Source organism: Nocardioides sp. F233, assembly GCF_057813895.1.
In genome coordinates this window covers 242,505-254,050 of sequence record NZ_JBVASH010000005.1, presented here as the reverse complement: position 1 = coordinate 254,050, position 11,546 = coordinate 242,505, and the positions used below count along the sequence as shown (strand labels likewise).

Sequence of the window (11,546 nt, the reverse complement as noted above, 5' to 3'; positions counted from 1 at the left end):
GCACGGTCAGTGCGCGGACTCGTAGGCCTCCCGCACGTCGGCCGGGATCCGGCCGCGCTCGGGCACCGTGAAGCCGTTGTCGCGTGCCCACTCGCGGATCTCCTTGGCGGAGGTGCCGCCGCCGGCTGCCGCCGCCCGGCCGCCGCCCCGCTTCGCGCCGCCGCCCGCGCCGGCGCGGCCGACCTTGCGGCCGTGTCCGACGTACGCCGCCAGCGCCTCGCGCAGCGCCGAGGCATTCTCGTCGTTGAGGTCGATCTCGTAATTGGCGCCGTCGAGCCCGAAGCTGACGGTCTGGGTGGCATCGGTGCCGTCGATGTCGTCGACGAGGACGATGTTGACCTTCTGTGCCATGAATTCCTCGCTGGGAGAAGTAGGGATATTCGAACGGACACCGACAATCGCGGATATCGCTCAGTGAATTCACACTAGCAGTTATTCAGGCTGATTCGCCGAGGCCGCCGACGTGCCGCCGAAACCGGGGAACGGAGGCTGAAAGATCAGGGTCGTACCCCAATGTCCGCATTCCTCGCGCTGCCTAGCGTGGACGGCATGATCGTCAGACTCAGTGCCGCCGCAGCGCTCCTGTCGCTGGGGCTCGCCGCCGTCCCCGCCATCCCGACCGCGACCGCTGCCGCAGCGACCGACGCGACGGCGCCCGCGGTGTCCGTGGCGGAGACCGCCGGGCACGTCACGGTGAAGGTGAGGCTCGCCGGGCCGGCCCGCAAGAGCACCCGGATCCGCTGGAGGACGCTGGCCGGCACCGCAACGGCGGGCGCCGACTACAGGTCCACCAAGGGCACCCTGACGATCAGGAAGGGTGCCCGCAAGGGCAAGGTCACCGTCGCGATCCTCAACGACACCCGACCCGAACCCGACGAGACCTTCGCTGTCCGGTTCAGGCCCGCGCACGGCAAGGCCGCCTCGGCCACCGTCACGATCCGGGCCAACGACGGCGGGTCGGGCTCGGCGGGAGGCAACGACTCCGGTCACGGGACGCTCCGGATCCCCCGGACCATCACCGGCACCTTCTCCGGCCAGAAGGGGCCGGCGTACGACATGACGATGACCTGGAACGGCACCCTGACCTATGTCTACGACCCGACCTGGGACGGACGCGACCACCCGGAATGGAAGCTGCAGAGCGCGACACTGAGCTGGAGCTATCACAACACCTTCAACGGCTGTACCGGATCCGGCACGGTCGCCATGTCGGGATTCACCAGCAGCTCAGGTGCGCGGATCCTCTACGGCACTTATCACGACGGCGCCCCGTACGACTACGTGCTCGGGGCCGACCTCACCGGTGCCGCCAAATTGCTTCCGATCACCTGTGACGGCGATCCGACTGAATATCACCAGGAGCTCTACCTCGACAGCAGCCGGCAGTCCACGTCGAGTCTCCTCAGCTATTCGGGTTCGCGCAGCGAACCGGCGAACACCCGCACGGAGAGCTGGAACTTCGCCGGGAGCGACCCGTTCGACTGGAAGATCGCCTATGCCGCACCGTGATCGCGTTCAACGCTGATTGCGCAGGAACACCTTCTCCAGGCCGCGCAGGGTCAGCCAGGGCGCCCGGTGGGTGAAGCAGCGGCACTCGTCGGTGACGAGCGGGGCGAGATATCCCGTGGAGATCACCGACACCTCGCCGGCGCTCGCGCCGAGCGCGGCGGTCAGCCGCTCGACCATGCCCTCGACCTGGCTGGCGACACCGAAGACCATGCCGGACTGGAGCGCCTCGACGGTGTTCTTGCCGATCACCCCGCGCGGGCGGACCAGCTCGACCATCCGCAGCTGGGCGCCACCACGGCTGAGCGCGTCGAGGGAGATCTCGATCCCGGGCGTGATCGCGCCACCGACGTAGCGGCCCTGCTCGTCGACGACGTCGTACGTCGTGGCGGTGCCACCGAAGTCGACGACGATCGCCGGACACTCGAAATCGGCGGCCGCCGCGAGCGCATTGACGATTCGATCCGTGCCGACCTCACGCGGATTGTCGACGAGAATGGGGACGCCGGTGCGAATACCGGGCTCGACGATCACGCACGGAATGTCGGGGAAATGCGCGGGCAGCATCTCTCGCCACGCATTGAGGACCGCCGGAACCGTCGCGCACACCGAGATTCCGGTGACCTCGTCCTCGCGCGTCCCGAGCAGGCCGCGCAGCAGCACGCCCCACTCGTCGGCGGTGCGGTGCTCGGCCGTCGACACCCGCCAGTCGGCAAGCACCGCGCCGTCGGACACCAGCCCGAGGACGGTGTGGGCGTTGCCGATGTCGGCGGCGAGCAGCGGCATGGTCAGCTCGTCCGGAAGTCCAGGCCGAGGTCGAAGACGTTGACCGAGTGGGTGAGCGCGCCGACCGAGATGAAGTCGACGCCGGTCTCCGCGACCTCGCGGGCCCGCTCGAGGGTGAGTCCGCCCGAGGCCTCGAGGGTGGCCTTGCCACCGGCGTCCTGGTTGATCCGGACCGCCTCGGCCATGTCGGCGGTGCTCATGTTGTCGAGCAGCACCTCGGTGCAGCCGGCCGCCAGGATCGAGCGCAGCTCGTCGAGGTCCATCACCTCGACCTCGACCCGCAGGCCGGGGTGCTGGGCGACCACGGCGTCGTACGCCGCCACGACGCCACCCGCGGCGACGGCGTGGTTGTCCTTGACCATGGCCCGGTCGACCAGGCTGAACCGGTGGTTGACGCCGCCACCGCACCGGACGGCGTACTTCTGCAGCGCGCGCCAGCCGGGCAGGGTCTTGCGGGTGTCGAGCACCCGGGCGCGGGTGCCGGCGAGGGCGTCGACCCAGTGCGCGGTCGCAGTGGCGATGCCGGAGAGGTGCGAGGCGAAGTTGAGGGCCGTGCGCTCGGCGGTGAGCACGCCGCGGACCGGCCCGGACACGGTGAGCACGACGTCGCCGGGCTTCACGCGCGTGCCGTCGGGGACGCGGTCGGTGATCTCCACGGTGTCGCCGAGGGCGTAGACGAAGGCGAGCTCGGCGATCGCGAGACCGGCGACGACGCCCGGCTCGCGGGCGGCGAAGTCGGCGACGGCCCGGCCCATGTCGGGCATCGCGTCGCTGGTGACGTCATCGATGCCGCCGGGCAGGTCTTCCTCGAAGGCGACCACGACGTGGTCGTAGATCGCCTGCGGGTCGAGCCCGGCCGCGCGGATCTCGGCGACCAGCGTGTCCGGCAGCTCGTCGTACGGCGTCCGGGTGATCACGAGTGGTCCTCTCCGTCGGTCGCGGGCGAGCGCACGAAGGTCACCGTCGTGGCGCCGTCGTCCATGGTCACGTCGAAGTGGCCGGCCCAGTCGGCGTCGTCGCGTTCGGGGAAGTCCTCGCGCCAGTGGGAGCCGCGGGTCTCCTCGCGCAGCGCGGCGGCGTCGGCGAGCGCAGCGCTGATGGTGACCAGGTTGGTGGCCTCCCAGGAGGCCTGGTCGACGGTCTCGGCGGCGCGGCTGGCCAGCTTGTCGAGCACGGCGGCCGCCTCGGCCAGGCCGGGCGCGGAGCGCAGCACACCGACCCGCGAGCTCATCGTCTCCTGCAGCTCGCGGCGGACGTCGCCCGCGACCAGGCCGGCGGTACGACGCTCCGTGGCCGGCTCGCGCCAGGCAGCCAGCTCCGCGGGCAGCACCTCGGCGATCCGTCGCGAGAAGACCAGGCCCTCGAGCAGCGAGTTGGACGCGAGCCGGTTGGCGCCGTGGACACCGGAGCAGGCGACCTCACCGGTGGCGTAGAGCCCGGGCACGTCGGTGCGGCCGTGGAGGTCGGTGCGCACGCCGCCCGACGCGTAGTGGCAGGCAGGGGCGACCGGGATCAGCTGGGTGACCGGGTCGATCCCGTAGGAGCGGGCGGTGGCGAGGATCGTCGGGAACCGGCGCTCCCAGAACTCCGCCCCCAGGTGCCGGGCGTCGAGCCACATGTGCGGGCGGCCGGTCTGGAGCATCCGCTTCATGATCGCCTTGGCGACGACGTCGCGCGGCGCCAGGTCGGCCAGCTCGTGGACGCCCTGCATGATCCGGTTGCCGTCGTCGTCGACGAGGAAGGCGCCCTCGCCGCGGACGGCCTCGGAGATCAGCGGCTGCTGGCCGCGGGACTCGGGACCGAGGTACATCACCGTCGGGTGGAACTGCACGAACTCCAGGTCGCGCAGGGTCGCACCCGCGCGCAGCGCGAGCGCCATCCCGTCGCCGGTCGACACGACCGGGTTGGTGGTCTGGGTGAACACCTGGCCCAGGCCGCCGCTGGCCAGCACGACCGCGCGGCAGCGGACGGCGCCGACGCCGTCACGCTCGCCCTCGCCGATGACGTGCAGGGTGAGGCCGGCAACTGCTGACGGGCCCGTCGTACCGTCGGCGGCCACCTCACCGGGTCCGAGCAGCAGGTCGACGGCCAGCGCGTGCTGGATGACCTCGATGTCGGGGGCCGCCTCGATCGCGGCGATCAGCGCCCGCTGGATCTCCGCACCCGTGGCGTCGCCACCGGCGTGGGCGATCCGGTCGCGGTGGTGGCCGCCCTCGCGGGTCAGCGACAGCTCTCCGTCGGCGGTGTGGTCGAAGTTGGTGCCGAGCGCGATCAGCTCGCGCACCGCCTCGGGGCCCTCGTTGACGAGCACCCGGACGGCCTCGCGGTCACAGGCGCCCGCGCCGGCGACGAGGGTGTCGGCCTCGTGCTGCTCGGGGGTGTCGCCCGGGCCGAGCGCGGCAGCGATGCCGCCCTGCGCCCACTGGGTCGAGCCGGCGTTGAGGACGTCCTTGGTGACGACCAGGATCTTGTCGACCTGGCCACGCAGCCGCAGGGCGGCGGTGAGGCCGGCGATGCCGGAGCCGACGATGACGACGTCGGCGCGCGTCGTCCAGCCGGGGCTCGGGGCTGTCAGGCACCCGGGCAGGCGCAGCGTCTCAGGCATCCCCGCAGGCTACTCAGCGACCGGCGGTGACGTCGCCCCGGGACAGGCTCGGGTCGCCGAAGGTCTCGGCGGGGTCGAACCCGGTCGCCATGATCTTGTTGTCGGCGTCGACGAACACGACGTGCGGCTGGTGGGCCTTCGCCTCCTCGGTCGTCATCTGGCCGTAGCCGATCAGGATGACCAGGTCGCCCGGGTGGACCAGGCGCGCGGCGGCACCGTTGATGCCGATCACGCCACTGCCCCGCTCGCCGGCGATCGTGTACGTCTCGAGCCGGGCGCCGTTGGTGATGTCGACGATGTGGACCAGCTCACCGGCCAGCAGGTCGGCGGCCTCGAGCAGGTCCTCGTCGACGGTGACCGAGCCGACGTAGTGCAGGTCGGCCTGCGTCACGGTCGCGCGGTGGATCTTGCTCTTCATCATGGTGCGCAGCATGGGAACTCCCCCTGGGTGTCAGAACTGCAGCGGCAGGTTGTCGATGAGCCGGGTGGTGCCGACCCGGGCGGCGACGAGGATCCGGCCCGTGGTGCCGGGCTCGGGGTAGTCGGGCAGCTCGCCGAGACCGGTGGTGGTCAGCGCGAGGTAGTCGAGCTCGACGCCCGGCTCGCCCTTGATGACGCCCATCGCGGCCCAGCGCGCCGCCGGGACGCCGTACGACGCCCGCTCCTGCGCCGCGCGCAGTGCCCGGCTCAGCGTGGCGGCCTGCTGACGCTCCTCGTCGTCGAGGTAGCGGTTGCGGCTCGAGCGGGCCAGCCCGTCGGGCTCGCGGTCGGTCTCGGCGCCGACGATCTCGATCCCGAGGCACAGGTCCGAGGTCATCCGGCGGATCAGCGCGAGCTGCTGGTAGTCCTTCTCGCCGAAGATCGCGACGTCGGGTCGGACCAGGCCGAACAGCTTGGCGACCACGGTCAGCACGCCGCGGAAGTGGCCGGGGCGGCTGGCGCCCTCGAACAGGTCGCCGAGCTGGCCGGGCTGGACGGTGACCGCCTCGGTCATCTCGGTGGTTGAGCCTGTCGAAACCTCGTGGGGAACCCCGTCGGGGTACATCTCGGCGACGGTCGGGGCGAACACGACGTCGACGCCCTCGGTCCCGGCGAGGGCGAGGTCGGCGTCGAAGGTGCGCGGGTAGCGGTCGAGGTCCTCCCCCGGCCCGAACTGCAGCGGGTTGACGAAGATCGACAGCACGACGGTGCCCTCGGCGCCGGCGCGCTCACGCGCGATCCGCAGCAGCGACGCGTGCCCCTCGTGCAGCGCGCCCATGGTCGGCACGAACACGACCGGGCCGGTGCCGCGCAGGTCGCGCAGCTCGGACCGGCTGCGCGCGACAGCCGGGACGGTCGCGGTGGTCACCGGCTGTCCACCCGGTGGGTCGGGAGCACCCGGCGGTCGCCGTACGCGCTGAGCACGGTGCCGATCGCCCGAGCGCGGATCGGCAGCAGCCGGCCGTCGGTGACCGCGCGGTCGAGGGTGGCCCACGCCATCGCGACGTACGACGGCACGGTGTCGGGCGCGTTGGCCGAGATGTCCTCGAGGTGCGCCGCGACGGTCTGGACGTCGCCGCGGACGATCGGGCCGGTCAGCGCGGCGTCGCCGTGGGCGAGCGCGTTGTCGAGGGCGGCGTCGAGCAGCGGACGCAGGGTGCCGGCCGGGTCGTCGACGCCGGCGGCGCTGAGCAGGCCCATCGCCTCGCTGACGAGGGTGACCAGGTGGTTGGCGCCGTGGGCGAGGCCCGCGTGGTAGAGCGTGCGCATCTCCTCGGGCACCCAGGTCGGGCGGCCGCCGAGGTCGGCGACGAGGGACTCGGCGAGCTCACGCTCGGCCGGGCCGGCGGTGAGGCCGAAGACGCAGCCGTGGAGCCGCTCGAGGTCCACGGCGGTGCCGGTGAAGGTCATCGCCGGGTGCAGCGCGATGACACGGGCGCCGACGGCCGCGGCGGGGGCCAGCACGGCGAGGCCGTGGCGGCCGGAGGTGTGGGCGACGACCTGGCCGGCGTGCAGCGCACCGCTGTCGGCGAGCACCTTCACCACGTTGGGGAGCATGTCGTCGGGCACGGTGAGCAGCAGCAGGTCGGCCTCGCGGGCGACGTCGCTGGGCTTGTGCATCGGCACGCCCGGCAGCAGGTCGGCAGCGCGACGGCGCGAGGCGTCGGACTCACCGGCAGCGGCGACGACGGGGTGGCCGGCCGTGCGGAGACCCGCAGCGAGGACGGCGCCGACGCGACCCGCGCCGATCACACCCACGGAGAGCTTGGGGGACATCGTGAACCTTTCGTTCCCGTCCCGCCGACCACTCGCGCCCTGCGGTGCGAGCCGGTGTGGGTACCGGACGTTGTGCTCAATGGTGTCGTCCCGGGGTTCCGGGACGGCTCAACGGTACGCCTGCCCGCGGAGCCCGGGAACGGGTCGGTCCGGTGGCTTGCGTCACACGCGGGGGCGGTCTCCTAGGCTCGGAGCCATGTCGACGCCGTCCGCCCTGCCCGCCGGCGCCCGCCTGCTGCACGTCGGCCCGCACAAGACCGGCACGACGGCACTGCAGAGCGCGTTCCACCAGGCCCGGAGCGACGCGGCCGAGCAGGGAGTCCGCTACCTGTCGCGCAGCCAGCACGACGCGCGGGCGGCGCGCTACGTCACCGGCCGGATGGTCGCCGGCCGCGATCCGGCCCGCGCCGAGAAAGCCTGGCGGGCCGTGGTCGAGGGGTTCACCGCACCCGGGCCCGAGCGCCGGGTGTTCAGCAGCGAGTTCCTGTCGGACGCGACCGACGAGCAGATCGACCGGATCGCCGGCGAGGTCGGCACCGAGGACCTGTGGGTGGCGATCACCCTGCGACCGCTCGCCCGGATCCTGTCGTCGCAGTACCAGCAGGGCCTGCAGCGGCAGAGTCCCCACACGTACGACGCCTGGCTGCGGATGGTGCTCGCCGACGACGTCTCCGCTCCGGAGCCCCGGGAGTTCTGGAACCGGCACCGCCACGACGCGCTCGCACGCCGGTGGGCCGGGCACGTCGGCGCCGAGCGGGTGGTCGTCATCGTCCTCGACTCGCGCGACCACGCCTTCCTCCCCCACACCTTCGAGCAGCTCCTCGGGCTGCGGCCGGAGACCCTCGCCGGCCGGGACGCGCGGGAGAACCGGTCGCTGACCGCCGACGAGGCCGAGCTGCTCCGCCGCTTCAACGCCAGCTACGCGGGCCTCGGGCTGCCCCCCGACCACTACGTCCGGCTGTTCCGCCACCTCAAGGACCACCTCAAGGAGCGTGAGCCGGCGCCCACCGAGGCCCCCCTCGTGACGCCGGACTGGGCGATCGAGCGGGCCAACGCCATCGGCGCCGAGATGGCCGCCGCGATCCGCGGCCTCGGTGCCCGGGTCCACGGCGACCTCGACTCGATCTCCGCGACGCGACCCGGCGGCGTCAGCACGACACCCGAGCCGCCGGCGACGATCGACGCCGGCGTCGCCGGGTGGTTCGGCGCGGGCCTGGCCCTCGCGGCGGCCGCGCTGGAGCCGCGGCAGCCGCCGTCACCTCCGATCGCGCCCGCCAGGCCACGCCGCTGGAGCCGCCGCTCTCCGTAGCGGGCGGGCGGGCGTCCCACCTCGTCAGAGGGTGGCGAGGATGGTCCTCAGGAGCGGGCCGTCGCGCTGCTCGTCGTACTCGAAGTCAGCGAGGTTCCCACGGGCGCCGGTGCCGACCGACCGGCACACCAACGAGTCGAGGCGGTGTCCGTGGGCAGCGGCGATGAGGTACTCGTTGCGCGGGCTGTAGGCATCCGAGACCACCTGGACGACGCGGGTCGGTCGCTCCGCGAACGCGAGGCCGAACAGCCCGCTGCCGGCGTATCCCGCGACGACCTCGGCAGCCCGGAACATCTGGACCTGGTGCCCGAGAGCGTGCTCCTCCGGGTGGACGACCACGAACCCGTGCTCGGCGAAGACCGCCTCGAGCTGCTCCGCGCCGATGCAGCTCCGCTTGGACTCCCGGCGGCCGACGAAGATCCGCGCCGGCCACGGTCGATCAGGCACCTTTGCCACGAGCGCGTCCCCCACCCGCCGCCAGGTCTCGAGGATGCGGGGGTGGACGTAGTGCGGGTTGCTCATCATCGGCGTCCCCGAGATCAGCCGCTCGACGGTGGTCGGTTCGTCGATCAGCACGATCCGGTCGGGCGGGATCCCGAACGCCTCGTAGATCTCGAGCTCGTAGCCCATCAACGTCGGTCGCTTCGGCGTCGCCGAGACCAGGACCCGGACGTCAGGGTCGATCCGCACCGCCCTGTCCCAGACCCACGCCTTCGCCAGTGACTCGACGACCAGATGGCCGAAGTGGCCACGCGCCTCGTTGTCGAGGTGCACGAACGTCCCGGCCATCCGGGACGTCCGCGCTGGGAGCGCCGGTGTCGGGATTGCGAAGTCCGGCGCGAGGCTGTTGAGGGCGTTGCTCCGCGGTGAGCTGTCGCGATTGCGTCGATAGCTGTCGGGCAGCGCGATCCGGCCGCTGACGACCAGCTGGAAGGGCGCGACGACGACATCGCGGTACTCGCGGAGGCTGAGGGGTACGGCGTCGAGCGGCCGGCCGACGTTCTTGCCCGTGGGGGCGGGATACGCCGCACCGACGGGTGGTTCGGGCGCGGCCGCCGAGATGACGTCCAGGACCCGGTGCTCGCTGTCGTACGACTCGAGGAAGTCGTCGAGGACCTCCTCGCGGATCTTCACCAGCACGTCCGGGAGGTCATGGCAGAGCACCAGGTCCTCGCCCTCGGCACGGGCGACCACGTGGCTGCGCAGTGCCCGCGCCGAACTCTCGGCCAGGCGCAGGGCGGGCTGGCGCACGTCCGCCTCCGGACGAGAGGAGACGGACCGCAGCAGGTCGCCGAGCGGCCCGCTGCCGGGACCGAGCTCCGCTGCGGCGCCGGGTACGACGTACGGGGCGCCGGGACGCAGGTGGAACAGGCACGACCAGAAGCGGCGCACGCGCCCGGCCGCCGGCGACGCGTCCACCACCAGGTCGAAGGGGCCCTCGGCGGTCAGCAGGAGGTGCGCCTCGACCGGGTCTGCGCCAGGCTCGACGATGCGAGCCGTCGGGAGCGTCCGCTGCAGGTCCTGCACGAGGCCCGGATCGTCCTGTGGGGCCAGCACCGCGATCCGGGGGGCGTCGGTTCCCGCGAGGAGCAGAGCGGCACGTCCTCCTGCGGTGCGGGCCTCCCGGCGACGCCACCAGGCGGTTGCCACGGTTCAGTCGCCGAGGCTGAAGGGGTCGTCCCTGCGGACGTCGTAGACGTGCCCCGACTGGTCGGAGATGAGGACGTCGACCGAGGTGTGCGCGACGGTCAGGGAGTCGAGCAGGGTGCCGGGCGCCTCCTGGCCGAAGGCCTTGGTGCGCATCGGGGTGGCGGTCCGCTCGGGGTTGATGCAGTTGACCCGCACTCCCGCGTCGGCCCACTCGTCGGCGAGCGCCTGGGTCAGGTTGACCGTGGCCGCCTTCGCCGAGGAGTAGAGGCTGTAGCCGCTGCGGCCGCGGGTGTAGGAGCTCGAGGTGAACAGCAGCAGTGCGCCCTTGCTGGCGGCCAGGTGCGGGTAGAACTCCTGGGCGATGAAGATCGGGCCGAGGTAGTTGATCTCGGTGGCGGCGTAGACCGTCTCCTCGGTGGTCTCGAGGAGCTCGCCGCGAGGCAGCACACCGGCCGTGTTGACGACGAAGTCGATGGTGCCGGCCTTGGCGATCGCCTCCCTCGCCGCGGCGGCGACGTCGGCGCGCCGGCCCACGTCGGTGTTGGTGGTCGACCGGCTGAAGGTGAGCACCGTGGCGCCGTAGGACTGGGCGAGCTCGGCGATGTCGGCGCCGATGCCGTAGCTGCCGCCGAACACGACCATGGTCTTGCCCTCGAGGGCGGCACGGTAGCCGGCGTCGTCCTTCGCACGGGGCAGGTCGATGCCGGTGAGCTGGAACAGCTTGTCGGCGATGAAGACGTCGATCGGCTCGGTGACCTTCATGTTCCGGTCGTCGCCGTGGACCACGATGATCGGCTCGTCGGGCAGGTACCTCAGCACGACGCTGCAGTCGTCGGTGGCGGTGAAGTCGGGGTCGCCGGCGGCGATCTCGTAGGCCCGGGCGAGGACGTCGAGGCGGAAGGCCTGCGGCGTCTGGCCGCGGCGCAGCGAGGCGCGCGGCGGGATGCTGCGGATGGTGTCGTCGGCGGCGACCTCGATGATCGTGTCGGCCGACGGGATCGCGACGTCGACGGCCGGGTAGCGCTCGAGGGCGGTGAAGCACTCGCCGATGATCCGCGGCGTCACGAGCGGGCGGACCGCGTCGTGGAGCAGGATCCGGGTCGCGGCGGCGTCGCCGGTCCCGGTGAGGTGGTCGATGGCGCGCTGCGTCGTGTCGTTGCGGGTCTCGCCGCCCTCGAGGATCGCGGTGACCTTGGGGTACCCGCCGCCGCGGGTGATGTCGCGGACCGCGTCGGTGTGGCCCGGGGTCATCATCACGACGACCTCGTCGACGTCGGCGTGGTCGTGCAGCGTGAGCAGGGTGTGCTCCAGCAGGGTCTTGCCCGCGACCTTGATCAGCTGCTTCGGGATGTCGAGTCCGACCCGGCTCCCGACACCACCGGCGAGCAGGACGGCGACATTCCTCGTCATGGCTGGCAGTCTCCCACGCAGCCC

General features: G+C 72.3%; 11 protein-coding genes. 2 read left to right on the top strand and 9 right to left on the bottom strand.

Annotated elements, in window-relative coordinates; all coding sequences use genetic code 11:
- Positions 1-6: 6 nt before the first annotated feature.
- Positions 7-351 (bottom strand): histone-like nucleoid-structuring protein Lsr2, encoded by a 345-nt coding sequence (locus tag ACZYRU_RS20260; protein ID WP_488958899.1) that lies wholly within the window; start codon positions 349-351, stop codon positions 7-9.
- A gap of 198 nt (positions 352-549) precedes the next feature.
- Between ACZYRU_RS20260 and ACZYRU_RS20255 the strand changes: the two genes are divergently transcribed.
- Positions 550-1,509, top strand: a complete 960-nt coding sequence (locus tag ACZYRU_RS20255; RefSeq protein ID WP_488958898.1) for a Calx-beta domain-containing protein — start codon at positions 550-552, stop codon at positions 1,507-1,509.
- Positions 1,510-1,515: 6 nt separating this feature from the next.
- Here the strand turns inward: ACZYRU_RS20255 and ACZYRU_RS20250 are convergent, their stop codons facing one another.
- Genes ACZYRU_RS20250 through ACZYRU_RS20225 form a run of 6 tightly spaced genes read right to left on the bottom strand, consistent with a single transcriptional unit; the run spans position 1,516 to position 7,153 of the window.
- Positions 1,516-2,292 carry a type III pantothenate kinase gene (locus ACZYRU_RS20250; protein ID WP_488958897.1) on the bottom strand — a complete coding sequence of 259 codons (777 nt, stop codon included), beginning with the start codon at positions 2,290-2,292 and terminating at the stop codon, positions 1,516-1,518.
- Positions 2,293-2,294: 2 nt separating this feature from the next.
- Positions 2,295-3,209: a carboxylating nicotinate-nucleotide diphosphorylase gene (gene nadC / locus ACZYRU_RS20245; RefSeq protein ID WP_488958896.1), complete on the bottom strand. Its 915-nt coding sequence runs from the start codon at positions 3,207-3,209 to the stop codon at positions 2,295-2,297.
- Positions 3,206-4,897 (bottom strand): L-aspartate oxidase, encoded by a 1,692-nt coding sequence (locus tag ACZYRU_RS20240; RefSeq protein WP_488958895.1) that lies wholly within the window; start codon positions 4,895-4,897, stop codon positions 3,206-3,208. Before ACZYRU_RS20240 ends, nadC begins: the two co-directional genes overlap by 4 nt.
- A 13-nt stretch (positions 4,898-4,910) precedes the next feature.
- Entirely contained in the window at positions 4,911-5,330 is a 420-nt protein-coding gene (gene panD, locus ACZYRU_RS20235; RefSeq protein WP_488958894.1) for an aspartate 1-decarboxylase, read from the bottom strand.
- A gap of 18 nt (positions 5,331-5,348) precedes the next feature.
- Entirely contained in the window at positions 5,349-6,245 is an 897-nt protein-coding gene (gene panC, locus ACZYRU_RS20230; RefSeq protein ID WP_488958893.1) for a pantoate--beta-alanine ligase, read from the bottom strand.
- Positions 6,242-7,153, bottom strand: coding sequence for a Rossmann-like and DUF2520 domain-containing protein (locus tag ACZYRU_RS20225; protein ID WP_488958892.1), 912 nt, complete (start codon positions 7,151-7,153; stop codon positions 6,242-6,244). Before ACZYRU_RS20225 ends, panC begins: the two co-directional genes overlap by 4 nt.
- A 196-nt stretch (positions 7,154-7,349) precedes the next feature.
- Here ACZYRU_RS20225 and ACZYRU_RS20220 point away from each other — a divergent pair, with 196 nt between their 5' ends.
- Positions 7,350-8,462, top strand: a complete 1,113-nt coding sequence (locus ACZYRU_RS20220; protein WP_488958891.1) for a hypothetical protein — start codon at positions 7,350-7,352, stop codon at positions 8,460-8,462.
- A gap of 24 nt (positions 8,463-8,486) precedes the next feature.
- On the opposite strand, the gene ACZYRU_RS20215 is transcribed toward ACZYRU_RS20220, so the two are convergent.
- A complete protein-coding gene (locus ACZYRU_RS20215; RefSeq protein WP_488958890.1) occupies positions 8,487-10,112 on the bottom strand; it encodes a glycosyltransferase family 61 protein in 1,626 nt (541 codons plus the stop codon).
- 3 nt (positions 10,113-10,115) lie between these two features.
- Complete coding sequence (locus ACZYRU_RS20210; RefSeq protein WP_488958889.1) at positions 10,116-11,522, bottom strand: SDR family NAD(P)-dependent oxidoreductase; 1,407 nt, start codon at positions 11,520-11,522, stop codon at positions 10,116-10,118.
- Positions 11,523-11,546: the final 24 nt, after the last annotated feature.

Bases quoted from the DNA above. Each gene is read 5' to 3' on its own strand.
- ACZYRU_RS20260 (WP_488958899.1), bottom strand. From the start codon at position 351: ATGGCACAGAAGGTCAACATCGTCCTCGTCGACGACATCGACGGCACC.
- ACZYRU_RS20255 (WP_488958898.1), top strand. From the start codon at position 550: ATGATCGTCAGACTCAGTGCCGCCGCAGCGCTCCTGTCGCTGGGGCTC.
- ACZYRU_RS20250 (WP_488958897.1), bottom strand. From the start codon at position 2,292: ATGCCGCTGCTCGCCGCCGACATCGGCAACGCCCACACCGTCCTCGGG.
- ACZYRU_RS20240 (WP_488958895.1), bottom strand. From the start codon at position 4,897: ATGCCTGAGACGCTGCGCCTGCCCGGGTGCCTGACAGCCCCGAGCCCC.
- panD (WP_488958894.1), bottom strand. From the start codon at position 5,330: ATGCTGCGCACCATGATGAAGAGCAAGATCCACCGCGCGACCGTGACG.
- ACZYRU_RS20225 (WP_488958892.1), bottom strand. From the start codon at position 7,153: ATGTCCCCCAAGCTCTCCGTGGGTGTGATCGGCGCGGGTCGCGTCGGC.
- ACZYRU_RS20220 (WP_488958891.1), top strand. From the start codon at position 7,350: ATGTCGACGCCGTCCGCCCTGCCCGCCGGCGCCCGCCTGCTGCACGTC.
- ACZYRU_RS20210 (WP_488958889.1), bottom strand. From the start codon at position 11,522: ATGACGAGGAATGTCGCCGTCCTGCTCGCCGGTGGTGTCGGGAGCCGG.